This is a genomic window from Psychrobacter sp. (genome assembly GCF_041554015.1).
Classification (GTDB): Bacteria; Pseudomonadota; Gammaproteobacteria; order Pseudomonadales; family Moraxellaceae; genus Psychrobacter.
Genome location: NZ_JBFFMS010000001.1, coordinates 213,675 through 240,292, shown reverse-complemented (window position 1 = coordinate 240,292; position 26,618 = coordinate 213,675). Strand labels below are relative to the sequence as shown.

Annotated in this window: 21 protein-coding genes; 2 read left to right on the top strand and 19 right to left on the bottom strand. The window is 43.9% G+C overall.

Annotated elements, in window-relative coordinates; genetic code table 11:
- Positions 1 to 451 precede the first annotated feature (451 nt).
- Positions 452 to 1,078, top strand: coding sequence for a DedA family protein (locus ABYU67_RS00985; RefSeq protein ID WP_372843108.1), 627 nt, complete (start codon positions 452 to 454; stop codon positions 1,076 to 1,078).
- 313 nt (positions 1,079 to 1,391) lie between these two features.
- Here ABYU67_RS00985 and ABYU67_RS00980 read toward each other — a convergent pair whose 3' ends face one another.
- From ABYU67_RS00980 to ABYU67_RS00900, 17 genes are all read right to left on the bottom strand, one after another.
- Positions 1,392 to 2,123 carry a nucleotidyltransferase family protein gene (locus ABYU67_RS00980; protein ID WP_372843107.1) on the bottom strand — a complete coding sequence of 244 codons (732 nt, stop codon included), beginning with the start codon at positions 2,121 to 2,123 and terminating at the stop codon, positions 1,392 to 1,394.
- The gene (locus ABYU67_RS00975; RefSeq protein ID WP_372843106.1) at positions 2,116 to 3,462 is read right to left on the bottom strand and encodes an XdhC family protein; all 1,347 of its coding nucleotides are present in this window, start codon (positions 3,460 to 3,462) and stop codon (positions 2,116 to 2,118) included. The genes ABYU67_RS00980 and ABYU67_RS00975 overlap by 8 nt, the downstream gene beginning before the upstream one ends.
- Before the next feature lie 40 nt (positions 3,463 to 3,502).
- Positions 3,503 to 5,956, bottom strand: coding sequence for a molybdopterin cofactor-binding domain-containing protein (locus ABYU67_RS00970; RefSeq protein WP_372843105.1), 2,454 nt, complete (start codon positions 5,954 to 5,956; stop codon positions 3,503 to 3,505).
- Positions 5,957 to 5,958: 2 nt separating this feature from the next.
- Entirely contained in the window at positions 5,959 to 6,951 is a 993-nt protein-coding gene (locus ABYU67_RS00965; protein WP_372843103.1) for a xanthine dehydrogenase family protein subunit M, read from the bottom strand.
- Positions 6,948 to 7,667, bottom strand: coding sequence for a 2Fe-2S iron-sulfur cluster-binding protein (locus ABYU67_RS00960; RefSeq protein WP_372843102.1), 720 nt, complete (start codon positions 7,665 to 7,667; stop codon positions 6,948 to 6,950). The genes ABYU67_RS00965 and ABYU67_RS00960 overlap by 4 nt, the downstream gene beginning before the upstream one ends.
- Before the next feature lie 117 nt (positions 7,668 to 7,784).
- Positions 7,785 to 8,459: a glycosyltransferase family 2 protein gene (locus ABYU67_RS00955; RefSeq protein WP_372843101.1), complete on the bottom strand. Its 675-nt coding sequence runs from the start codon at positions 8,457 to 8,459 to the stop codon at positions 7,785 to 7,787.
- Between the two features lie 50 nt (positions 8,460 to 8,509).
- Complete coding sequence (locus tag ABYU67_RS00950) at positions 8,510 to 9,241, bottom strand: class I SAM-dependent methyltransferase (RefSeq protein ID WP_372843100.1); 732 nt, start codon at positions 9,239 to 9,241, stop codon at positions 8,510 to 8,512.
- Positions 9,225 to 10,085 (bottom strand): PIG-L deacetylase family protein, encoded by an 861-nt coding sequence (locus ABYU67_RS00945; protein WP_372843099.1) that lies wholly within the window; start codon positions 10,083 to 10,085, stop codon positions 9,225 to 9,227. The genes ABYU67_RS00950 and ABYU67_RS00945 overlap by 17 nt, the downstream gene beginning before the upstream one ends.
- Positions 10,073 to 11,161 carry an acyl-CoA dehydrogenase gene (locus tag ABYU67_RS00940; protein ID WP_372843098.1) on the bottom strand — a complete coding sequence of 363 codons (1,089 nt, stop codon included), beginning with the start codon at positions 11,159 to 11,161 and terminating at the stop codon, positions 10,073 to 10,075. Before ABYU67_RS00940 ends, ABYU67_RS00945 begins: the two co-directional genes overlap by 13 nt.
- 19 nt (positions 11,162 to 11,180) lie before the next feature.
- The gene (locus ABYU67_RS00935) at positions 11,181 to 12,785 is read right to left on the bottom strand and encodes a trehalose-6-phosphate synthase (protein WP_372843097.1); all 1,605 of its coding nucleotides are present in this window, start codon (positions 12,783 to 12,785) and stop codon (positions 11,181 to 11,183) included.
- Positions 12,782 to 13,669, bottom strand: coding sequence for a trehalose-phosphatase (otsB, locus tag ABYU67_RS00930; protein ID WP_372843096.1), 888 nt, complete (start codon positions 13,667 to 13,669; stop codon positions 12,782 to 12,784). The genes ABYU67_RS00935 and otsB overlap by 4 nt, the downstream gene beginning before the upstream one ends.
- A gap of 875 nt (positions 13,670 to 14,544) precedes the next feature.
- Complete coding sequence (locus ABYU67_RS00925) at positions 14,545 to 15,270, bottom strand: DUF3726 domain-containing protein (RefSeq protein WP_372843094.1); 726 nt, start codon at positions 15,268 to 15,270, stop codon at positions 14,545 to 14,547.
- Between the two features lie 13 nt (positions 15,271 to 15,283).
- Positions 15,284 to 16,993: a hypothetical protein gene (locus ABYU67_RS00920; protein WP_372843093.1), complete on the bottom strand. Its 1,710-nt coding sequence runs from the start codon at positions 16,991 to 16,993 to the stop codon at positions 15,284 to 15,286.
- Positions 16,994 to 17,131: 138 nt separating this feature from the next.
- Positions 17,132 to 18,811, bottom strand: a complete 1,680-nt coding sequence (locus ABYU67_RS00915; protein WP_372843092.1) for a BCCT family transporter — start codon at positions 18,809 to 18,811, stop codon at positions 17,132 to 17,134.
- A gap of 164 nt (positions 18,812 to 18,975) precedes the next feature.
- The gene (locus ABYU67_RS00910; RefSeq protein WP_372843090.1) at positions 18,976 to 19,965 is read right to left on the bottom strand and encodes a membrane dipeptidase; all 990 of its coding nucleotides are present in this window, start codon (positions 19,963 to 19,965) and stop codon (positions 18,976 to 18,978) included.
- Positions 19,966 to 20,055: 90 nt separating this feature from the next.
- Entirely contained in the window at positions 20,056 to 21,531 is a 1,476-nt protein-coding gene (locus ABYU67_RS00905) for an aldehyde dehydrogenase family protein (protein ID WP_372843089.1), read from the bottom strand.
- A gap of 71 nt (positions 21,532 to 21,602) precedes the next feature.
- On the bottom strand, positions 21,603 to 21,992 hold the full coding sequence (locus ABYU67_RS00900; RefSeq protein ID WP_372843087.1) for a RidA family protein: 390 nt from the start codon (positions 21,990 to 21,992) through the stop codon (positions 21,603 to 21,605).
- Positions 21,993 to 22,159: 167 nt separating this feature from the next.
- Between ABYU67_RS00900 and ABYU67_RS00895 the strand changes: the two genes are divergently transcribed.
- Positions 22,160 to 23,053 (top strand): LysR family transcriptional regulator, encoded by an 894-nt coding sequence (locus ABYU67_RS00895; RefSeq protein WP_372843086.1) that lies wholly within the window; start codon positions 22,160 to 22,162, stop codon positions 23,051 to 23,053.
- Between the two features lie 128 nt (positions 23,054 to 23,181).
- Here ABYU67_RS00895 and ABYU67_RS00890 read toward each other — a convergent pair whose 3' ends face one another.
- Positions 23,182 to 24,351 (bottom strand): HlyD family efflux transporter periplasmic adaptor subunit, encoded by a 1,170-nt coding sequence (locus ABYU67_RS00890; protein WP_372843085.1) that lies wholly within the window; start codon positions 24,349 to 24,351, stop codon positions 23,182 to 23,184.
- Positions 24,352 to 24,362: 11 nt separating this feature from the next.
- Entirely contained in the window at positions 24,363 to 26,618 is a 2,256-nt protein-coding gene (locus tag ABYU67_RS00885) for a type I secretion system permease/ATPase (protein WP_372843084.1), read from the bottom strand.

Sequence of the window (26,618 nt, the reverse complement as noted above, 5' to 3'; positions counted from 1 at the left end):
GCAGCTATCATCAAGGCGATGGCTGTGAAGATGAAGTCTAAATAAAAATGTCTCATGACACATCCTGTCTGGTTGCGTAAAGCGATGGGCATTTACTTGAAAGGTCGGGTATAAAAAAAGTGGCTATTGCTAGCCACTTCTCTGTGTTATTTTTAATAGAATATAAAGGATTATCAAAAAATCTTCTATAGAAAATTGTGAACGTATTTGACAATGTATTTGCCATAGTCACTGTTTTATAATTCGTTGTTGATACAATGCTGTTCTAAAATACTTTTTAAGCATTGTTAATGACGACTATCCATAAACTGATTATTGGCAGTTACCATTACAAATAGCTTTCGATTTTAACCAGCTTTAGTTTACTATAAAATAGTGACTTCAACGTGACGTATCGTTTTTATTTTGAGCGGACTATAAGAAATAAATTCTCAATAACTGAGGTGATTCAATGCATCAAGTGAGTGAATGGGTGCTGGCCATCATGGCAAAGTTTGGCTACCTTGGTATTATATTTGCGATGTTTGCCGAAAATGTTTTTCCGCCTATACCATCTGAACTTATTATGCCAGCGGCAGGGTTTGCGGCAGCTAGAGGTGATTTACATCTCCTGTTGATCATAGTAGCTGGTACGTTTGGTAGCGTTTTAGGGGCTTTGCCTCTCTACTATTTTGGAACTTTGTTCAATAAAGATCGCCTAATACTATTTACCAAAAAATATGGCAAATACGTGTTTATTAAGTCTGAAGATGTTTTGTCATCCGATGCTTGGTTCAATAAACATGGTAAGAAAGCGGTCTTTTTCGGTCGCATGGTGCCTGGTATTCGCTCATTGATCTCCATTCCTGCAGGAATGAATAAAATGCCACTGGTCTCTTTTTTGGTGTTAACAGCGTTGGGAGCAAGTATTTGGACGACTATATTGACCCTCGCAGGATTTTACTTGGGTAAAAACTACGAGGTCATTGCAACTATACTAGCGCCTTACTCTAAAGTTTTCTTGTTGCTTGCTATAGTCTTTATTATTGCTTGGCTCATTAAACGTCGATTGCTAGATCGACACAGTAGTAATTTTTGATAAAAAACTTATTTATTTTCCAAATTGATATGATTTTTTTAAATAAAATACGGCTAAGACGATCAAACCCCAAGTGAATACGGCCATAGCAGCGGCGCAAAGTAAGATTGCTCTTCAATAAATGAGTATGACTGGAGTATCTGTAGCCAAATACAAGCCGTTGACTGTGAGGATTAATCGTGCGGCGCACAAGTACTAAGCCCATAGCCTCTGTGCTAATAGTAAGCAGGGAAAACTTAGAGCAGTCGCTTATGACTATATCGTGACGTATCGCTTTTATTTTAAATGGATAGTATCTAGGTTTTATCCCTTTCTAAGCGTCAAGCCAGTGCTGATGTCTGGCATAAAAAAGCTGTTCGGGGGTATCGATATCATAGCTAAGCTGATGATTTATGACTGTACTTAACTGATGTGATGGCAAGGCTCTAATCAAATGTCGCAAACCTTTATCGCCTAGCAGTGCAGATTGCCACTGCTTGAGACACTCTATACTGATGACTATCGGAACACCAACGATAGTATTTTTACTCGTATCACTAGAAGACGCTTTATCTAGACATTGATAACTACTAGCAACCACTGTGTTTTTGGCCGCTAGTAACGCTGTTAAATGTTCTGCCTCTAATAATACTTGATCGATCCCCATGATTAACACCCGCTTAATCACTGAGTTCTTTAAACCAATCAAAGCGTCAATACCAAGGGACAAGCTATGCGCCATACCCATTTTAGGTATTAAATTAATCACGGTATAGAGGATTGGATTTTGACAGACCAACCTATTAATCGTATCAGTGATTGCTGATTGCTCTTGAGGAATGACAACAATAACGGCAAGGGGCTTAGTGGCTAATGCTATTTTGGTCATATAATTGATAAGAGGTTCGCCATGCTTACTAAGCAGTTGCTTAGATTGACCAAGGCGCAGGCTTAGACCGCTCGCTAAGACGATAACAGCATGGTCTTGTTCATCATTCTCTGTGCTGCTAGGCAATGCAGTCTTGATGGGTGACATAGAATGATTGGTATCAACATCGCTAGTCATGGGCGTAATCATTTTCATAATTACTAAAAGCCGTTTGCTCTGAGGCGTCTAGATTATATTGGCTATTTAAAAGTGAGGTTTGCGAGGTATGTCCATGAATCACTGCACTCATTTGCGCCATGATACTGAGCGCCAATGCTTCAGGCCCCTCCCCGCCCAATTTATAACCGATAGGATAATGCAGTTTGCCAATACCATCTACTAACAGTTGCGGATTAGCACTTGCCTGACGGATCTCTTTGATTAAACGCTCAGTACGATAGCGAGGTCCCAGTTGTCCAAGATAACGATAGTCAGTAGGATGCTCTAGTAGCACGGCAAGGCGGGCGCGGTCTTGGATCAGACTATGAGACATAACAGCAACGGCGGCGCCCGCACTGAGCTTGCGTAATGTGTCGCTATCATCTAATGCGACGCACAGTACCGAGTCTGCTTGGCTAAAGCGCAAACGGGTGGCATATTGCGGACGACTGTCTATAACGGTAACATGCCAATCTTGGAGCTTTGCCATTGTCACCAGCGGTATCACATCATTACCCGCCCCGCAAATGAGCAATCGGTTTTGTGGACAAATCCGCTGAAATAACCACTCAGTTTTATGCAGCCCATCACCTGTAGCTTGTAGTTCTAAATCGTCCATTAGCTCTATATATGCAGTGTTTTTTTGATAAAACTTATGGTTTGATAGTTTTTGAATGGTGGGTAATAACATATCATCTATAAACGTACTCGAATCGTCCGCCATGGTACTATTCAAATATACATCGGTCAGACATCCTGTTTTTAAATACGTATCTAAATAAATGCGGCTACCAACTTGCAATCCCATCCCTTTACTCTTTGTACTATCAAAGCCAATAAGCGTGGCGATGACTGCTGGCTGTTGGGTAATACGAACCTGGCGGATAAGATTAAGTAATGGTATCGCTGTCGCTAAACGCTCAAATAAAACATGTATTCGTCCATTACAACCCAAACCAAAATTGAGCTCGCCGTATAGAAAATCATCTTCAGATGCATATTCACCTTTGATAGTAATGTCTTGTACAGCAGTCGAAGCATAATCGCTATTTTTACGATACTCAATGTCATCGCCCGTCTGGTAGACCTGCACACTCGCGCCATGACGGGTCAACCAAAATGCACGTTTGATAATATGCGGCTCAAGGCAGCCACCACTAATCATCCCAACCGAACGACCATCAGCGCAGATCAGCATCATCGCGCCCGGCTGACGGTACGCTGAGCCTTCTGTACGAACCACAGTGGCTACTACGGCATCAATACCTTGTTGTATCGCTTGTGCCGCAAGGTTCAGGATATCAACCGTATGATTCATAACGTTCCTTATAAACTTAGCAAAACAGTATTTGCTAGAATCAATCTGGCAGTTGGTTGATCAGTTTATCTAGCGTAATGGGAAAGTCTCGTACCCGAATGCCAACTGCATTATAAATAGCATTGGCAATCGCTGCGGCAGCACCTGCAATCGCCGTTTCACCAATGCCTTTGATATGCATCGGATTGGTATAACGATCATCTTCTTCTAGCAAAATAACTTCCAGCTGTGGTACGTCAGCATTGACAGGAATATGATATTCAGAAAAGTCATGATTACATAAGCGCCCGTCATACTTATCATGGATAACTTCTTCCATCAACGCCGAGCCTATGCCGAATACCATACCGCCATAGCACTGTGAGGTGGCAGTTTTGTGATTGAGAATACGCCCAGCGGCAAACACACCCGTCATGCGCTTGACTCGAATCTCACCCGTCACTCGGTGCACAGCAACTTCTGCAAAATTGGCACCGAATGAAGATTGACGATGGCTTTTTTCATTTTTACCCGGTTTAATCTTACCTTTAGCACTTAACTGTTGCTCTTCATACTGCGCCACGATATCGGCTAGTGAATAAGTGTTGTGGTCACTAAAATCGTATTGGCTGTATTTCGCCTCCTGTTGTTCTGGCAGACGTTCCCATATAGATTCGGGGAGGGAGACGTTCGTCTTTTCTGCTAACTTACCGACGAGCTCGGCGGCGACATCGTTACCAGATTCGACAATAGTCTCTGTCACTGTCTCTTTATGCTCTCCCATCTCGCTAATTTGACCGTTTCTTAGCTGGATGGTATCTGGATATAGACCGACTTTTCTTGCCAGCATCTCACGTAATTGCTGACACGCCAGATAAATACTGCTACCTGAGCTTGCCGCACCCATACTACCACCTGAACCAACGGCTGGCGGCATACTGGTATCGCCAAGCTTCATCTCAATATGGTCAATCGGTAGACCAAGCAGGTCAGCAGCAATTTGGGTAAATACGGTATAAGAGCCCGTACCAATATCGGTCATGTCCGTCTCAATAATGGCTTTAATCCCAAGCTTTTTTGAGTCATCGACTTGTAAGGTTGCTCTTGCTTCAGAAAGTTTTAACTGATTACCACGGGCAGCGGCAGCCATACCGATACCCATCCACCAGTCTCCTTCTAAGCGCTTGGCAGGTATTTTATTGCGCTTCTCCCAACCAAACTGTTCAGCCCCTTTTTCCATACAGGCGATTAGCTGCCGAGTTGAAAAAGGGATCTCTTTACTGGGATCTTGCTTAGGCTCATTACGGCGGCGCAGCTCTATAGGATCCATATCTAATTGAATGGCCAACTCGTCCATGGCGCATTCAACAGCAATTAACCCCACCGCCTCTCCAGGGGCGCGCATAGAACCTGATAGCACTTTATTGACATCAACCATCTGATAGTCGACCTGTCGATTCTCACCGCGATAAAGATAATGAGTAGACAGAGCTGCGGGCTCAAAGAAGCTTTCACCGGGTAAATTACTGGTGATAGTATTATGGATAAAAGTATTAATAATACCGTTCTTATTACAGCCAATAGCAATCCGTTGGCGCGTATCTGAGCGCCTTATGGTGGTTTCCATGACTTGTGGACGAGTCATCACAATCAATACCGGACGCTTAAGCTCCTTTGCAGAGATGGCTGCGGCAATCGATTCAGGCGCGATACCAAGTTTACTACCAAAGCCGCCACCAACATAATGGGCAATCAGTTGCACCTGATCTGGCTCCAAATTTAAGGCATCCGCCACTTGTTGTTTGCAAGAGGACAGCATCTGGTTAGAGGTATACAGGATTAACTTATCCTCCTCCCAATAAGCCAAGGTAGCATGCGGCTCCATGGGTGAATTACTCTGGCTTGGGGTATGGTAAATCTGATCAAATGAAATCTCAGACTCTTTAAGTCCCTGCTCTGGGTAGCCCTGTTTACTATTCTTATCCGAGCCGCTCTTTTCATTAACCGGATGCGCCTGTCCCAAGGCTGAGCCAAAATCTATCACCGCCTCTGCTGTTTCATCTTCATAAGTCACCTTAAGAGCTTTTGCGCCTTCGGTAGCTGCTTCAAAGGTTTCGCCGATTACGGCAGCTATCGGCTGACCATGGTAAAAAATCTCAGCGACACCTTGCGTGGGTGCTTTTTTCTCCCCACCTTGCTGAGCGTTACGCAAAAAATGCGTGGGATCAGTGACCACTTGAATAATACCTGGCATCGCCTCTACGGCATGGCTATCAATATGCTTGACCTTGCCTTTAGCAATGGTCGCACCGACTAACACGCCATACACCTGCCCTTCAACATAAAATTCTGCGCTATAAGTCGCTTGTCCACTGACTTTCAAAGAACCATCTACACGGTTGATAGGCCTACCAACCAATTGACTGGCTGTTTTATCAAAAAGAGTATCAACGGGGTTATCCATGGTCAGTTTTTTTGTGGGTTCTGATGGCAGTACTGCATCCAATAGTGACATGATTATGCTCCCTTAGCCGTCAATGCGCGCTCAATAACTTGTTTTAACAGGCGACGCGTCAGCGGTATCTTAAAGTCATTTTGACCACTACCCTTGGCATCTTTTAATAATAAATCTGCCGCTTGTGAGATAATACCGACGTTACCGTCTGTACCTGTAAGCAGAGCCTCAACCGCTTCATTACGCCAAGGCTCAGTGCCAATACCACCAAATGCCAAACGTACCGTTTCTAATTTTTTTTGATTATTGATGTTGATTACTGCCGCGCAGGACACTAAGGCAAAGGCATAAGAGGCACGATCACGAACCTTATCATAAGTGTGCATACCCTTCACTGGGGCTGGTAGCACAATATGAGTAATCAGCTCCCCTGCCTCTAAAACCGTTTCGATATTGGGGGTGTCTTTTGGCAAGCAGTAGAAGTCTTTGATTGGAATCTGGCGCGAGGTGCCGTCTGCTCTGAGCGTCTCAATAGTGGCATCGAGCAAGCGCATCGCTACCGCCATATCTGATGGATGCTGAGCAATGCAGTCATCACTCGTCCCTACTATAGCAAGCGGGCGATTTTCACCCTTAATAGCAGGACAACCAGATCCAGGATTGCGTTTATTACAGGGACTATCTGGCTGATAAAAATAGTAACAACGGGTACGCTGTAGCAGATTGCCGCCTGTGGTGGCTTTATTACGCAGTTGCCCTGACGCCCCTGCTAACAGCGCCCGTGCTAATACAGGATAGTTTGCGATAACTAAGGGATATGCAGCCAAATCACTATTTGTCACCAGCGTACCGATGCGCAAACCGCCATCAGCAGTAGGTTCGATAGCGGCTAGTTCAAGGCGTGTGATATCAACCAATTTTTGCGGCGTTTCAATCTCAATTTTCATTAAATCCAATAAATTGGTGCCACCGGCAATAAAGGTTGCGTTCTCAGGAGTGGCAAACATCACAGCTTGTTGTGGTTCGAGGGCGCGGATATAATCAAAGCGTTTCATAAACGACCTCCTTTAGCATTGTCAACCGTAGTAGCATTAGCGGCATCGGCAACATCGGAAACATTGGCAGTTTGCTTGACTACTGACTGATTGCCAATTTGTGCCTCGCTTGGCGGCGGCGACCAAATACCGCTAATAGCCCCATTGATTGCCTTATTATTAGTCTCATCGTCAGTCACTAAGTCAGGCACTAAAGAGGCCTTTGGTACTTGCTTTTCAAGTACCTGTGAGATGGCGCTAACAATATTAGGGTACGCTGAACAACGACAAAGATTACCACTCATGCGCTCAGCAATTTCTTGTACCAGTAGGCCATTGGGATTTTGCAAGTCAGTCGTCACATGACTTGGCCACTGCTGCTTGATCTCCTCTAGCACTGCGGTTGCTGAACAAATCTGTCCCGGTGTACAGTAGCCACACTGAAACGCATCATGATCTTTAAAAGCCTGTTGTAATTCCGATAGTGATTCAGGTAGTCCGATACCTTCAATGGTAGTAATCTCATCACCATCGTGCATGATCGCCAATGTCAAACAAGCATTGACCCGTCTCCCATTAATAAGCATCGTACAAGCGCCGCATTGCCCATGATCGCAGCCCTTTTTTGGTCCAGTAATCTGTAGGTGATGACGACAAACATCAAGCAATGTCGTTCGCGGGTCAAGATTATCAAACGTATAATCTTGCTGATTAATCGTTAACGTTAAAGTAGACATGCTGGCTTCTCGCTGGCAAATAGTAATAAATTATTAGATTAGGTTTTGTCACGGCTTTATGTTGTTAAATTTTGTTGGCACTCAATCATAGATCTGTATAACCCTATATGACGTATCTCAATGTCGGCTGTTTTGTTCTAAATTGGTTAGAAAGGCTGCAAAACCCTCGGTTGCCCGAGCTTGCAAGCGACTACTGGTCAGCACACGGACGCGATTGCTCCAAGTGATGGCATAGCTTTGGGCTGCAAATCTTTCGACCAGATCCACATCTTCATGACACGGCATAGGCGCAAAGCCACCAACCGCCAGATAAGCCTCACTGCTAAAACTTAAATTTGCCCCATGAATATGACGATGTCCCATCCTATCCTGGTAATGGGCGATATACTCTTTTTGAGTTTGCGCGGTCAAATGTGCCCAGCTGTCGATGTCCACCACACCGCAAATCATATCTGTCGGTTGATGGCGAATGTGTCCTACTTGCTGGACTAACCAATCCATAGGCACGGCTGAGTCGGCGTCTGTGCAGGCAAGCCAGGTTGCACCATTGGCGATCGCATGACGAAGGCCCATGTCTCTGACTTGTCCCACACATCGATAGTCACAGCATAGATAATCAGTACCTGCAGCTTCGACAAGGGACTGCGTATCATCGCTACAACTGTCCAATACCACCAGCGTATAAACGTCAATAACTGAGGGCAACTGCTCGATAGCTATCCGTACTGATGCCAAGCATTTGGCGATAGTCAGCGCTTCATTATGAGCAGGAATCACAATACCGATTTTCATCCCTTCTACCCTTGCCTATTTTGCTCAGTATTTCTGAGTTTTATACTTGTTTATATCAAGTTTTCTTGCCTTGCTACCGAACTTTGCGATCGTTGCCAAACGTCTAACAAAAAATCACTGTCTAGTATTTGGCTTTGATGATTAAACGCAATTTGATGCTTGTCATTCGCCATGAGGTTAAAGGCATGATGTAGACGCTTATGCACGGTCTCACCTGTCATGACAAAACCCTCAATAGCGTAGCGCCAATGACAACATAATAATGTACCGCCTATAGCAAGGTTTTGCTGTATCCAAGCGATCACCGTGTCAATATCGGTCGGCGATAAGTAATATAAAATTTCACTAATGACAATCAAATCAAAGGGCGCTGCCATGACAGGCGTATTTTCCGCCAAAGGATAAGCTTCCAACAGCGCAGCTTTTAGAGAGAATAATTTAACAGGAATCACACCCTGAATAACCTTAACATGAGACAGCTCAGCCAAGCGCGCTTTGGCAAGTTGTACCGCCTGATGATTGCCATCAAGGCTGACCAAAGCCTGACAACGACGTGCTAAGAGTTCACTAAGCACACCATTGCCGCAGCCCAATTCGATACCATTCTTATACTGAGATTGCGGCAGTACCGCAAGACACATATCACGCTTTCGTTTTTCGTACCAGCGAGTCTGATATTGCCATGGGTCGGTATTTCCTCTATATAACGTATCAAAGTACGATTCTGAATAACTCTCATATTGACTGCTGTCAGCCAAGCTGGCTTTAGATACGTGACTCATATATATACACCTCCCACGGCTGGCTGATTCTAGCGATCGTTTGCGCAGATAAAACAGGTGGATTACCCGTACTTGCATCAATGGTCACTTGACTCTCAAAGCAGGCAATGGCGTCTACTTTACGCTGTAGCTGCTCCGAGGTTAGATCAACTTTTATGGCACCATGCCAAGGAATACGGCTGTCCGCAGGCTTTGCCCAATGCCATGCCCAAATGAGTACCTGATAACAGGCTAACTGATGTTGCTTGGCAAACGACGCAACCACTCGTCCGGTTGCTTCATGATCAGGATGCCCATCGCGCATAAAGGGCGTTATTAAAATATCGTTAGGTTGGATAATGGCTGATAATTTTTGGTAAAGCTTGTCTTGTTGGCTAAAGACTTCGCCATCTGCTAAATGTAGAGTAATGGTCGTGACCTGCTGAGCAATGCCTAATGCTGCCAGCGCTTTAACACTTTCTTGCGGTCGAATAATATCAAGGCTTTCTTGAGTGTAGAGGGTCGAGTTTGGATGGCTTTGTGTGCCGTTGGTCACGTGAATAAGAACGATAGGATTGCTATGCGCCGCCAGTTGCTGCATGAGACCACCACAGCCTAGTACTTCATCATCAGGATGCGGGGCAAAGATACAGACACGTTGATGCGGGGCAAAGCTTTTTGTAATCTCCAATCGAGGCAAATCATGCAATCCTGACCAGTTTCTCCAAGCCTCCTGACTGGTGCCATCACCTTCAATAACACGGTCACCCACAATCGGATGGTTACTCTCAAGCGGATCAGCATGGGTCACGGTAACCTCTTTTTCTGCAAGCTCTATCGTCTTATCAGATATTACAGTTGCCATATATTGCTCCGCTTAGCTGTTGACTCACGCGCTAAAATGCTAGATAGCTCGCCGATTTTTTGCAGATCAAAAGCACCATGGCTTTGGCGTATAAATACAGGTAGATCTGCTGACAGTCTGGCAAAATGAGCATTATGACAAAATGGCGCGGCGCCCAATGCTTGCCCGACGACGTCTATTACTTGGCGAGCGACTTTCTCAACGTAGGCTCTTAGCTGACGTATGGCAAGCTCATGACTCAGCTGTGGCTGGCTATCTATCAAATCGGCAACATAATAAAAATACTGCTGAGTAACCGCCAAATCCGTACTAATCTGACCCAAATACATGGCTTTATAATCGTTTGGTTTCTGCTGATAGGCGTCAATTAAGTAGCTTGCTAAGTAAGCTGTTGCCCCATACCAGCAGGCAGCAACGCCTGCCGCTCCGTGCCAAAATCCCACTCGTTCTAGATAAGCATTGGCTGCTCCAACTTGACGGGCTCGCACCTCAGAAAACTGTAGAGTCGCTGTATCAGTGGCTTGCATCCCTACCGCCTGCCATGCTTCATTATCAATTTTTATGCCAGTTTGCTGCATATCTATGGTAAGTAGTTGTGATTGACCGCGCTTATCACGATAGGTTATTAGCGCATGCTCTACAATGTTGGCTCCTGAACACCACCCTTTTGTACCACTGATTTTACCCTGCTGATAATCAATAGGATCAGGGGAGCCCTCTGCTGCCCAAATAGCCCATAAACCTTGCTCAGGGTTACCATGCCCCACCTCATATAAAATACTCAAGGCATCTAAATGCGACTCAAACCACTTTACAACCGTTAAATCAATCCCTGCTACATAGGCCAATATCTGCCAACGATTTAATGTGTTTGAGACTTCACCTTTTATAGTGCTAGCACCACTGGCAGGATACGGGATTTTCTCGCTATAGCTAATTAAAGCCTTTAGAATGTCATGGCGTAAGGTATCAGTTAAAACAAGCATTTTCATGGTCTGATTATCAGCAGATATGATATTTTCTATGTTAGCGTTAATCTCTGATAACAAAGGATTTGTTTTATCTGACAGTAGCATAAAGGTCTCCTAACTATTCTTATGAGTCAGACAGGTAGACGGTGGCAGGTCTTAAGCCATCTGTTTGACAGCTTTTATCATCATATAAGTCATCCAAAAAACTCTGCTGCCAAGCCTGTAAGTTATCTTGCTGTAGTCCTTGTAGTAACGACTGATGGCGTGAGCGCCGCTCATCTAGTGGCATCGTCAAGGCTATCTTTAAACCCTCTGCCATACTGTTTGGCTGATGGGGATCAATGATGACCGCCGCTTGCATTTGCTCTGCTGCCCCTGCATAACGTGAGAGTAGCAGTACGCCAGGATTGTCAGGATTTTGAGCTGCAATATATTCTTTAGCCACCAGATTCATACCATCTTTAAGCGAGTTGACCCAACCTATGTCACTCTGCCAAAACATCGCCATTAATGTCTTATGGCTTATGACACTTTCGCAATAGTTGATCACTTGCCAATCATGTATAGAGGCATCTGTTGTATCGTTACTGGGCAAAAACTGCTGATTAATATCATGTACAGCCGTTTTAACCTCATTATAAAGTTGCTGATAAGTAGGTACATCTAAGCGACTGGGACAGGCGATCTGCAATAATTTTAGCTGATTTTGGTATGACAGATTTTGCTGTAAAAAATCGCGGTATGCCGAAAAACGTCTTAACAACCCCTTTGAGTAATCGATTCTGTCCACGGCAATAATCTGCTGCGCGGTAGACTTTTTGGTATATTTTTGCAGATTGGGAGTGGCGGCTTGTAATGAGCCATGAGCAGATAAGTGGCTAACCTGTTGCTGGATTCTCTCGACATTCACACCGATTGGATAAGCCTTTATCATTAAAGAATGCTGAGGTTTTAACTCCAGATCAAACATTAACTGCACAGCAGATGATAGCTGTGCACTCGCAGCATGCTGCTTTTCGTGTAAAATATTGATGGGTGAGGACGTTAAAAAACAGGCTTCTGACAACTTATCTTTTAGATAATGTCGGCAGACAGCCAGACAGTTAATGCGCCCTTGCTGCGTTTGCGTGCCAAGTACGTCATAATGAGCAAGATGGCCAATCAGCTCAGAGCTGTTATCAAGAGATTGCCAAAACGGCAATGAGACAAACGGAATATGTAAAAAAAAGCCGATGCGATTGCGAATACCTAACTGCCTACAATGATACGCCACACTTAAAAAATGATAATCATGTACCCAGATTACATCGTGAGGCTTAACGACTGCCCTTAATTGCTCAGCAAAAAGGCGATTGACCGCTTGATAGCCTGTATAGTCCTCCGGCGATTGACTTATTAAATCAACGCGCTCGTGCAGTAATGGCCATAGGACGTTATTAGCATAGCCACAATAAAACTGCTGATATTGCTGAGTCGTAAAAGCCATCGTCATATAAGTAATAGATGTCTTGCCCTGCGATATATCCATATCTGGCGAGACAGATTGTTTGGTGCTACTAAATCCATGAACAAAATCATCATGAACACTATCGCTGATCTCACCATTCCAGCCCATCCAGATGACTGATTTTTCCATTAATACATCTTGCAGCGCTATCGCCAGTCCGCCTGCCATGGGATTGTTATCGGGCATTTTAACTCGATTAGACAAGACGATTAAGCGGCTCATAGCATGTGCCTCACTCTCACTGGTTCTTTTGTTAGCGCCCTACGTTGTTTATAAAAGCTCAGAAAGCTATTTAGTAAAATAGTCACTTCATGAGTACCATCTACATAGTAATGGGCGTGCGTCGGCTCATGACCAACTTTAATTCCCATCCCTTTTATGGGATGCTGATAGCCATCTAGCGATATACTTTCACCTTGTATCGCCATAAATCCTGCCTCATCCGTACTATCATCACCGATAAAAATAGGACAAAGACTCTCACTACTCTGAGTTTTTTTTAGTAAGGTCAAAATGGCTGTGCCTTTATTGGCCCCTCTTGGTACCAGCTCCCAAACATATTTACCGGGTTTTAACACCCAATTATTATGCTTTGTCAAAACTTTTGTCATGATGGTATAAGCTGTATCAGCCAAACTAGGGTTTTCTCGGAAATGCAGGGCGACAGAATAGGGTTTGTGTTCTATGGTAAAGCCATCAAAGGCAGTACAAGATTGGATAATGGCTTGTCTTATAATCGCAAGCTCAGTGATATCAATACTGGCAAGGTCTTTCTCATGATTATCGCTGCCATCATGCAATGCGATCTCTAGTCCATGAGTGGCGGCAATTGGCAATCTTAAAGGTGACAACATTTGCCTTGCTTCTCCCAAACTGCGTCCTGTCACGGCAGCGATTTTCACTCCATAATTTTGTATTTGTTGTAAAAGTAGTAAGGTTGATTTTGGGATAATACTGTCTTTGGGATTCAGCGTAAAATCAGCTAAGGTGCCATCTATATCCAAAAACAAATAGTATGCTTGCTGATGAGATAAACTATCAGTAAAGCGATTCGGCTGAATATAAATAGGTCGCCTATTTTTACGAGCGCTTCTTCCTAAAGTCACCGCTTTTTCCTCTTTAATCCAGTATCATTTAACAAAGGGACATTTAATAAAGGGGCATTTGATAAAGTGCTATAGTCAGTGCAATATAAAAATTTATGCCAGTTTCATATTGTCAGATAACGTATCCATTTTATTTAGCATTAAATCATTTAGTATCGACTGTATATCAAAACCTTACTTAAAAATGCCAATAAACTCTCAAATTCGATATCAAGTTTGCCATAAACCAGATTAAAGTCAGATAGTAAGATTGATTACTTTATTATCATTTCTGTAACTTATAAAGCTTTGTTTACATTGATCATTTCAGCATAGCTCCTTTATTGACACTCGCTAGTTGCACTTGGGCTGAGGTAATATAAAATTTATGCCCATTCCGCATTGCAATGGAAGATATTTTTTATTTGGAAATGACTATAGCAACACAATCAGCAATTGACCGTGTCGTATTTATAAGGCGATGAGAATGGCATTAACAGAATCTTGTCAGCGATTATGACCAGCGGATAAAAAAACCGTACAAGGTTTTTTGTCCTCTGTTGAGAAAATAGCACGGAAGGTGGGTTATAGAATGGAAGATGGGGTATAGCGATGGTTGAGCGTTTGATAAGATATAGTCGATTCCAAATAAAACAGATACGCCATACTGTAACGCGGAGCTGGTATAAATTTTTCTGACTTGCTGTGCCCACGCCGACAGAGGCTGCGTAAAATTTATCCCAGTCCCGCTGTATCGTTTGAATACTGAATTCACTATAGTTAAGCGTAGTGCTACTCTACAATAAGTATCAGCGCAGGAATAAAATTTCACAGGTTCAGTGATTGTGATGGCTAAAGACGGATGGCACGTCCTATAGTCTATATAGCTTAGTAGCTTAGATACCGCCAGCCCCTTTACTTGAAGCTTCACTGTTTTCGACCAATATTGCCGCAGCGCTTTTTTTCAACATTGCCCACTGCTCATCATCGACATAAATACCTTCTTTCCATGCCCGCTGATGGGTTGCATACAGCTCATCTGTTGATACTTTACGATCAAAGTTCTGAATATCTTGTTCAATATCGAAGTTGTCCGTTGACAGCTCAATGATCATATCATTGGTATTATAATTCGCCTGTGCTTCATCAAAAAAATATAAATCAGGATAAACGAACCTTTTATCTAAAGTAAATATCGTATGTTTGGGTGCACGACCATTGTCCCATTTTGCCAAACAAGCGATGCCTTTTGCCGCAAGCTTTGCAAGCTCACTATAGGCAAGCCAGCGATTATGACAATTTTGCAAATACACTTTAAAATGATTGCGACTGCCCATTTTTTCCACAACATAATCCATTACTGCTGGCAAATGACAGACCAGACTACTGCCATGCAAGTCTAATCTGACCTCATTCTCGCTTTGATAGATGATATCGATAGGGGCATCACGTTCTAATAAGATGTATGGGCTGGCATTATTAAAGTGCAAAATACCGTCAAGCCCTGCCATTTGCAGCTCTGCAACCATAGCGGCAATCAGGTCTGCTTCTCCTACTTCTCGCTGCATACCCAAGAAGGCTTTATTGACCATAGTCACGATTTCATTGTGCGATACAATCATGTTCAAATACTCCTTATTGGGTAACTAAAGCTACGCTAGGTAATAAAGGAAACAGCCACTCATCACTGTGGACATCATTGAATAACGGCGCGCCTTGGAATAGCGTCACACGCACCCAGCGATCTGATCTTGGATCAAACTTGGTTGCACCAAACATAGACAATTTACAGCGCAGTAGATGCATGGGTAATGCTGTCTTTTGTAATACGTTTATCTGGATATCACCCATTTTCTTGTGCCCCATCGTCCAAACGCGCCGAGCTATCGAGCGATATTTTGGCTGAGTAAGAATAAACTCTGATAATAGCTGCTGTGGATTTGCTTGTTGCAGTGCTCGATATAACGTATTGGTTTGCCTGCCGATATCTAATAAAAACTCCTTATCATCGCCATGCTCTTGTCCGCGCACACCCATTCTCGGCTCTTCTTTATCTTCTGAGCGATACCAGAACCAGTAGATATTATCAGCCGTATTAAAATCAATGTTAATTGCCCACTGATAACGCGCTTCTAAGACATCAATCAAGTCCTGCACGACTTTACCACTCGGCAGTGACATGGTTTCATCCGCATTGACTTGCCCTGCAAACGCATCAACAAGCTCAGGATAAAGCTCCATCATACAAGAGATAATGACCTCTTGGCTCTCAAAACTAAGGTGCGCCTGACGCTGTAAAAAATCCGCCCATGTATCACATTTTTTAAGCTCAGTTGCCAGCTGCTCTTGCAAAGCTGTTAACTCTTTAACGACAGTACTATTAAGTAGGATTTGCGGCTCATTAATGGTCACCACTTCAGAGAAATGCTGGACAGCGCGTTTTATCAAGATTGTAAACTGCTTGATTTTTTTATTATTACGGTCATCATTAATCTCACAGACCAAGACCGCTTGTAGCGCGCCTTCACGAGTCGTGAGCCATTGATCAACCACACAAGGATGATTAATCAAATAAGGCGCCATACCAAGACCGGTTGCATTACCTATGCCCAGATACTGCTTAATCTCAGGGTGTAAACTGACCGCTTTAACGCCGCCTTTTTGCTGCGCTAAATAATCAACCCAGTCAAGGCTAAACTCTCGAATCAGATACACCGCACACATCTGGGCGCGGAACGATTGATTAAAATCTTCGCTATGATCTAGCGGTTTAAAGTCATAAATACCGAATTTACCATTGCCATAAACGGCCGTGGTGCGCAAAATATAACCGACTTGCGCCAGTACGTCCAAATCAGGCTGCTGCCCTTCAGCAAGTGAGCTGACAATATGATCAAAGACGCGTACGCTTTTATTGGCACGTGCCAGCACCATCACCATGTTAGAGTTACGACCGGCTTCTTGTAATGGCACATTGACCTTTAGGTTTGCCAGTAGCTCATCCCCTATCTCGCCATAAACAAGGGCAAAGGTAACATCCCATTTTTGCGCAATGACGCGATCATTACGCTCTTCATCAGCAATCTGATTGCAAAATACCACCAAGTGATAGACGTGTTCAGGCGTTTGTAAACGATAGATAACCTGTCCATAGCCATCGCTATCTAAATCCCATAGATACTTACTTAATGTCCAATGCTCTTTGTCGATTTTGCGCAATAACGTACGTACAAAGCTGATACGCGTCTGATGCATCGCGCCCAGTCGTTCAGAATTCATCACCATATCGGGGCTACGAAAGCTGACTGCATCTAGCTTAGGGTTGTTTGGCAAAGTATGTTCCATATAACTATCACCTTCAATAATGTGTTAAACCAACCACCTTTTAATACTTTTAATACTTTTAATACTTTTAATACTTTTAATACTTTGGATTTACGGCTTTTATACGCAAATAAACTATCATCTATAACAAAGCACTACCTAGTCGATGCTTTCATTTTTTTCAACCAGTTGCTCTTCGATAAACTGATGAGCAGTCTCTACCCTATTAGGGCGATAAAGGTCCTGATCCCGTGCCATTTGCTGAGCAATTTTTGGACCATTCCATAATGATGGCAGCAAAACAAAGGAGACAGGTACCGCCGTAATAACAATAAAGGACTGTAATGCTGTCACCCCGCCTGCACCAAGGGAGATAAGCACAATCGCCGTGACCCCCATCATCACACCCCAAAAGGTGCGAATCATAGCGTTTGGCTCTCTCTCACCACTGATAACCACACTGATGGTATAGGTCATCGAATCACCAGTAGTAACAATAAAAACCATGGTTAAAATGATAAATAATAACGAGGTAATCAAAGGAAACGGCAGCTGCTGAGTAATGGCAAGCAGTGCACCGGGAAGATTAAAGCCTTCAAATGCCGTACTTACACTGCCGGGATTGGCAATCTCAAACGCAAGACCCGAACCACCGATGACCGTGAACCAAAAGCAGGTGACCAAGGGCGCCAAAATACATACGGTTGTAATCAGTTCACGAATGGTGCGACCACGTGAGATACGAGCGATAAAGATCGCCATCATCGGACCATAACCCAAAAACCAGCCCCAAAAGAAAACCGTCCAACTACCAAGCCAAGCTTCATCGCCGCGATAGGTTGCCATCGGGATAAAGTTTTGTACCATGGTACCAACACCTTGAATATAACCATTCACAATAAATTTGCTAGGACCAAACATCAAAATAAAGATCATCAGACCAAAGGCCAAGATGACGTTAAAACGACTGAGCAGCTGCATACCTCGAGCAAGCCCACTAATGGCTGAGAGCGTATAAAGTGCAATAGCAAAGATAATGATGATAAGTTGGGTGGTAAAGGTATCAGGAATACCAAACAGTGTATTTAATGCATAGCTGGTTTGTAAGCCCAAAAAGCCAATAGGACCGATCGTACCGGCAGCAACCGCAACAATACAACAAGCATCGATAATCGCGCCCGTTTGACCTGTCAGAACGCGCTCACCAAACATCGGATATAAAAGCGTGCGCGGCTTAAGCGGCAAGCCTTTGTCATAATGCAGATGCATGACCACAATAGCCGTCAAGCTACCGACAATAGACCAAGCTAGAAATCCCCAATGCATAAAAGACTGAGATAGCGCATTAAAAGCGCGTTGTTGGATATCAGCGGTTTCAGCATATACAGGCGGTGCACTAACGAAATGAGCGATAGGCTCAGCGGCTGCCCAAAAGACGCCGCCGCCAGCAAGCAGCGTACAGAATAAAATTGCCATCCATTTAAAACTATCCATCTCAGGCTTTGCTAAGCCACCTAAAATGACCCGTCCTGTGCGACCTGCCCCAACTGCCAAGGCAATTACAAAGGTCGCTAACAATAAGATTTGCCAAAAAGGACCAAAGATGGTTGCCGACCAAGAAAATCCGACATTGATGAGTTTTGCCAAGTACTCTTCGGCAAAGATAGCCATGAGAACAAAGACAATGATAAAACCGCCACTGTACCAAAATGCTGGATTTTTTAGCCCTAAAGTATCTGATGGATTGTCCGCATGTGCTAGAGCATCTGCTATCTTGTCGGTTTGGTGAGAGCGTCCTTGCTCATGTCGCTTACTGTTAAATCCTTTTAAATCAGCCATGATGTGATTCCATATGATAATGTTGCGTCATTTAAGTTGGCGTTTTATCTAAACCGTCTTATCCATCTATACTTTCATGCTTGTGGCTTCAATGCTTCTGACTTTCATATTTGTTACTTTGAGTTTTAGCCAGCATGTTAGAAAGCGAGCTCTGTGCCGAGCATTTATACCAAAGGCTTAATGCCATTCTCAAGAAAATTAAACCAGTTTTGTCCAATAATCTTTCCAGCATCGGCATCATTAAAACCATGCTTTAGTAGACCGTTATAAATATTTTCCATGCCGTCTTTGCCTGCAAACCATGGCAAGGTATCAGGCCAACCTGAATTATTGGCATTACCTTCGCCATAATCCATGGCCTTTGACCAGCGTCCATTGCGCATCCATTCAAGCACCGCTTGCGGTTGGTTTAGGCACAAATCACTGCCAATCGCTAAGTGATCAACGCCATGTTTATCAGCACAATCAGCAACCATGCTACAAAAATCATCAAGCGTGCAATCACTACCATTAGGCAGATGAAACGGATATAAGCTAAAACCTAATAGCCCGCCCGCTTTGGTTAAGGCACTAATAACGGCATCAGATTTATTACGCAGCGCATCGTGTGCAGCCGTTGGATTGGCATGACTGATACATATCGGGCGCGTCGAATGCTCAATCGCTTCAAGCGTCGAACGCTCTGCGCTATGCGACATATCGATAATCATGCCAACTCGATTCATCTCTGCTATAGCCTGCTGACCAAAACGCGTAATACCACTATCATTCTTCTCATAACAACCGGTCGCTAGTAGGCTTTGGTTGTTATATGTCAGCTGCATAATCAGTAGCCCTAAACGGCGCATCACGCTGATAAGACCAATTTCATCATCAATCGGTGAACAATTTTGTGCGCCAAAAAGAATACCGACTTTACCTTGCTGCTTTGCCATCTCAATATCAGTGACTGAGTAGACTGGCAAGATAAGATCTGAGTTTTGCTCAAAGCGTGCATGCCATTCTGCAAAACGCGTCATTGTCTGCCGTGAATCCTCGTGATAAACCAAGGTGGCATGTACCGCATTGATACCGCTGGCTTGCAGCATTTTGAAATAGTCACGATCCCAATGGCTATACTGTAAGCCGTCAATGACGATATGGTCTTGATACATAGTTAATTCCTTTTATACTTTTACAAATGCATTGTGGCAGGATAATTTACCAGCCACACATCACTAATAGCACCTGTCATTAACTGACTGTTAATAAGCCTTTTGATAAGCGGTTTTGACAATGGTATAAAACTCTTTGGCATACTGACCTTGCTCACGCGGGCCAAAGCTAGACTCTTTACGACCACCAAACGGCACATGATAGTCCGTGCCAGCAGTGGCTAGATTGACCATGACGCAGCCTGCTTGTACTTGCTCTTTAAACATCGCGCTATTACGCAAGCTTTGGGTAATGATACCGCCGGTTAGACCAAAGCGCGTATCATTGGTCATCGCAATCGCTTCCTCTAAACTGCTAACGCGCATGACACAAGCGAGCGGCGCGAATACTTCTTCTTGATTGATATCCCAGCTGTTATCAGTCTCAGTAAACAAGGTCGGCGACATATAATAGCCATCATGCGGCATTGATAGGCGCTCACCACCAAAGGCTAAATTGGCACCGGCTTGCTTGGCCTTTTCAATCCAGTCTAAGTTAGAGGCAAGTTGCTTATCATCAACCACAGGACCCATAAAAATACCGTCATCAAGCGCATGGCCAACCTTTAGGGTTTTCATTTTTGCGATGACACCATCGACGAACGCATCATGAATACCATCCATGACAATCAAGCGTGAAGATGCCGTACATTTTTGTCCTGAACCGCCAAACGCACCAGCAACCGCTGCATCAATAGCGACTTGTAAATCAGCATCATCAGCGATAACCAAGGCATTTTTACTACCCATCTCTAGCTGGCAACGGACAAAGTTTGGCGCGGTTGCTGCAGCAACTTTACGACCGGTTGGCACAGAGCCTGTAAAACTAACCGCATCGATATCTTTTGAATGAATGAGTGCGTCACCAACGATTGAGCCGCCACCCAATACCAAGTTAAACGTACCTTCAGGCAACCCTTGACGATGAATAATTTCAGCTAAGGCGACTGCACTGGCTGGTGTTAAATTGGCAGGCTTCCAAATGACGCTATTGCCAAATGCTAATGCTGGGGCGATTTTCCATACAGCGGTTGCGGTTGGGAAGTTCCAAGGAGAGATAATGGCGACGACACCGACGGCCTCACGCGTGACTTCTACTTTAACTCCTGGACGTACTGAATCTGCAGTATCGCCCATTTGACGCAACACCTCAGCGGCATAATAATGGAAAAACTGACCGGCACGATAAATCTCGCCGCGACCTTCCGCAAATGGCTTACCTTCTTCACGTGACAATAACGCCCCTAATTCATCGCAGCGGGCAATCATCTCATCGCCAATCGCCTGCAAAATAGATTGCTTCTTCTCTAACGGCGTTGCTTCCCACTTCGGCTGCGCTTGGCGAGCAGCAGCAATAGCATCTTTAACTTGATCGCTGCTGGCTTGGGCGAACTCGCCGATCGTTTCACTGATATCAGATGGGTTGATATTAGCAATGGTATCGCTACCCGCTTGCCATTCACCATTGATATAAAGGGATTGCTGTGGGTTTTGCTGTAATACTTTTTGGATGTTTTGAGCTGACATTGTGGCGTCCTCAGTTTATTAAAATTTGCGTTATAAAATGATTTATAGAGCTATATAACTATAGTGGGAAATTATGGTACGGCCGCGTAAACAACCAGCTCAACCAACATCTCTTCACGAGCAAGTCCTGCTATGACCAAAGCGGCGCGATTTGGATAAGGCGCTGTAAAATATTCAGCATAGACTTGATTGACCGTTTTCAGATATTCACGATCAGTAACATAAATAAGTACCTGTAAGACTGAGTTCATGCCTACATTGGCACACTCTAATGTATGCTTTAAATTATCAAGGGTTTGCCGAGTTTGGGCTTCGATACCACCTGCGACCACATCGCCGTTTTCATCAATAGGAATTTGTGCGGTATATAATGTGCCATTACTTGTGATCGCCCATTCAAGAGGCGACTTTGAGGCAAAAAGTGCAGTCTGAACTGCTTGTTTGGTTGAGGGAGTCGTCATATCGTCATATCCTTTGAATGAATGGTTTGGCAATTTCTTTGTTATTGATTATCCTACGCAATAAATAATGACAAATCTAACTAATTAAATATTAAATATGATAGATTTAATCTATCACTATGATAAATAGCTTCTAATCAACGGCAGCAAATAGCAAGGCACTAACGATGATGAAACTACAACAGTTACGGCATTTTTTATTTGTGGTCGAAGAAGGGGGGTTTCGTTCGGCAGCCAACCGCGCTAACAGAACACAGGCCGCATTATCCGCCTCTATAAAAGAGCTTGAAAAAACGCTGGATCAGCGTTTATTTGAAAGTGGTAATAAAGTAACACTGACGCCGTTTGGAGAGAGCTGCTTACCAAAGATTCAGCAGTTCATTAGTGTTTATCAAGCGTTTGAAGAGGACTTAAGAGCGAGTGCAGCAGGCGATAAAGGGAAGATAAGCATTGCCAGCGTGCCGTCATTGGTGACGAAGCTATTGCCTAGCGTATTGGTCGCTTATTCAAAGAAATACCCTGATATTGAAATTGTCTTGATAGATGATAACGCGGTTGGCGTCGCAAATCGGTTGCTCACGGGCGAGGTAGATTTGGCATTAGGCAACTGTACGAGTATCAATCAAACAGATATTGATTTTACCCCACTGATATCAGACCCCATCGGTGTGGTTTGTCTTAAAAGCAATGCGCTAAATCATGAATCACATCACTCTCAAGGGCTAAAATGGCAACAACTCATGGCCGAGCCTTTTATTTATAATGGCACCTGCCGATTACTCGAAAACACACCAGCAGAAGTGCTCAATCGCAAAGCTCGCTATACAGTAGAAAACATTACCTCTCTGTTTTCACTATTAAGAAACGATCTTGGTATCACTACCCTACCGAAACTTGCCTTTCCCTCTAATGAGCCTGAGCTGGTTTGGATAAACTTACTTGATCCTGCTTTAAATAGACAAATCGGTATCTTTAAACTGGCTGATAAGTCTATTTCCCCGCCAGCTCAAGCTTTTTATGAGCTGTGTGTGTCCTATGTGCAAGAGCACTATCTGTTGTAGGGCATTAAATATAAAGTCACTGGTTGCGGTATGGTAACTTGTAATTGATGCTCACCTGCTGTGAGTGGGATGAAAAGTAAACAGCGCGGCACTTTAAACCTTATAGTCTATTAGATCTATTATGTCCATCAACGCTCACCCATTCCTTCTGATAAAGTCTTAGTAATAGGCTTAGTGAGATAAGACAATACCGTCCGCTCCATCGCCTTAATATCAACAGAAGCTGTCATACCAGGCTTAATCACTATTTTATCTTCTCGTCCTTTAAATTCAGCGCCAGTAATAACAATTAATACTCGATAATAAGGCTCTTCTCCTTTAGGTGTTTGCTCCATTAAGGTATCTGGGCTGATATAGCTTACTGTGCCATTCATTGCGCCAAAGATTGAATAATCATAAGCGTCAAGCTTCACAGTGGCTGCCTGACCTTCTTTAGCATAGGCAATATCCGCAGGATTGACCTTTGCATCAATGACCAAATCGCTACTGGTTGGCAATATTTGTAATATAACTTCGCCAGGCTTAACAACCCCGCCGATGGTGGTGACGTTGATGTTTTTAATTTTGCCATCTGTCGGCGACATCAAACGCTTTTCTTCTAAGACCTGTACGCGATCTCGCAGTTGCTCAAGCTCGGTGTCTAGCTCCTCTTGCGCCTTAGTCATTTCTGCTTGTGCTTCTTCAAAATATTTGTTTCGCTTATTATTGATTTGTGCCTCAATATCAGCCACTTGACGGCGCAATTTAATCACGTCTGCTTGACTGACATCGCCATATTCTAATAACGGCTCATTCATTCTCAGCTCTTTTTCTGCTAGTACCAGCATGGCTTCAAGAGAAGACACTTCTTCATTGATGGCTTGACGACGACGATTATAAAGTGCGGTTTGGTTTTGGATGTATTCAGGGTAATTTTTCACCTCTTTAGGAAACACAAGAGGCTTCTCAAAAATCTCTGCATTTAGTCGAGCCAATTTCGCCTGTAATGCCGCTGTCTTAGAAGCAGAATTGTCTAAAGCAGCTTTAGCGCGCTCTTCTTCTAAGACCACAAGCAGCTGACCTGCTGTCACCTCTTGACCTTCAGTCACTGCCAACTCTGTCAAAACTCCACCTTCTGAAGCTTGAATCTCTTGCGTGCGAGCGCTGGCAATCACAGTTGCCTTTGCACGAGTGACCTGATCGATTTTGGCAAAGGATGCCCATATGATCAAAATCAGGATACCGATTACTCCAATCCAAATACTCAGCCTTGAACGACCGACCTTGATCGTGGTGGGCGTATATATATAGTCTGACATACCTACTTACCTTAAGCGTCTGTGAGCGTTTTATGGATGCTAGACTTCACCATACCTTTAGAGTTTAGCGATTGAGCAGGCGAATTTTTAGCTTGCTCGTTTTTCCTTAGCTCATCAAGTACTGCCTGTTTTGGACCATCGATAATGATGCGCTGATTGTCCATAATAATCAGTCTATCGACCAACTCTAACAATGCCGTTTTATGAGTTGAGACGATAAATGTTTGACCTGCTGTCAGTTCCTGTTTGAGCACTTGAAGACAGCGCTGCTCTTGCCTATTGTCCATGGAAGCAGTAGGCTCATCGAGTAAAAACACATTGGGCTTGGTCAATAATAAACGCGTAAAAGCAACGAGCTGTTTTTGCCCTCCAGACAGGCCGCGCCCCCCCTCGCTAATAGGCAAATCAAGACCACTTGAATGACTTGAGACCAGATGTATCAGTCCAGTCTTGCTCAGTACCTCTTGCATCACATCATCATTAGGCGCCGCCATTCCTATCAATAAATTCTCTCGCAGCGTTCCTTGGAATAAACGATGATCTTGCTGTAAATACCCCAAACGTTCGCTTAAGGTCTCGCGGCTGATCTGATGGATATCAAGACCATCTAATAAGACACGTCCTTTGGTTGGCGCATATAATCCAGCAAGTATCTTTAGGAGTGTCGATTTACCTGAGCCGATAGGCCCCAATATAGCAATACGCTCCCCCGGACGAATCGTTAACTTTTTTACATCTACAGCAGCTCTGTCGTTACCTGAATAATTGAATCCTAAGTTTTCACATTGATAAAAACCATTAATACGACTGGGTGATAAAGGGTAAGAAACACCATGGTTGTCCTGCTCTAGTGAAAACAAGGTTTCAATATTGAGCTTAGCGGCTTTGGCATGTGAGTATTGCACCAACAAATTTGGTAGCATCATAACGGGGGCTAACACCCTACCACCAAGTATCGAGCAAGCAATCAATCCACCCATGGTCATATCGCCGCTGATCACCACAAATGAGCCGACAATGACAATGCCAACATAACTAATCTGCTGTAGCATCTGGGTAAAATACGTCAGGTTATCATTGGTGTGCTTCATGTCTAAGTCGTTTTTGATAGTGACCTTCATCACATCAAGCCAACGTGATAAAAACTTCCAACTTCCAGCCCCCGCTTTGATGGTTTCAACACCTTCAACCGCTTCAACCAATAGACCTGTCTTATAGTAAGAGGCCGTAGCGCCTTCAGCAGCAATGGCATCAATACGTTTACGAGCGAACAGCCCCATCGTCACCGCAATCACAGCAGCAATGATCGGAACAACAGCCACTAGCGGCGACCCAATAAAAGCGACTAAAGAGATAAAAATGATGGTCATCGGCAAGTCGACCAAGCCAAACAAAGTACTGGCGGTAAAAAAGCTGCGCACCTGTTCATAGCCACGCAATTGCGCCGCCATCGAGCCTACTGAACCTGGCATTTGATCTATACGAACTTTTAGCAGACGCTGAAATACCTCACGCGACAAGTATTGATCCAACCCCACAACGACTTTGTCCATAATTCTTGAGCGTGAAAATTTCATAAACGCTTCAAAAAGGATCACCAAAAAGACACCACTGGCCAAAATAATGAGCGTATATTCACTACGTGTCGGTATAACCCGATCATAAACCTGCATAGAGAATAGCGATACCGCCAATGCCAACATATTAATCAAAAAGGTCGCCAGCACAGCTTCGATGAGAACGGCTTTATAGTTGCCTAAATCGGATTTTAATAACTCTGTAAAAGAGGATTTACGCTTTTGGATATGCTCATCACTAAGACGAATCCTTAGCACCACTGTTAGCTCATCAGTACGTGTATGGATATGATTGTTTTCTTGTCTGAAGTTCCAGCTCTTTTGCGGCGTTTGACCGTCGATGACGCCCCAACCCAAATCTGGTCGATAAGACAATAAAGGCAAAAAGGCTGCGTCTGGCTGCTCTAGTACTTCTGGCGTCTTGTCTATGCCAATATCTTTTAATATTGCAACCACGCGACCAAGCTCATTGATGTCCTGACCATTATCATTGGTTGACCTGCCATCATAGCGGGCGACCACTTCTTGTAAGCGCACATGGTCTATCGGATACCCTTGCTGACTCAATAAATGCCTGATAGCATCAGCCAAAGTCTGCATCAGATCAGATGGCGTCAACATTTGATCGGCCATATTGCTCATCTGGTTACTCTCTAAATCTGCGGCTATCAGCTTAAATTCTTCACTCAT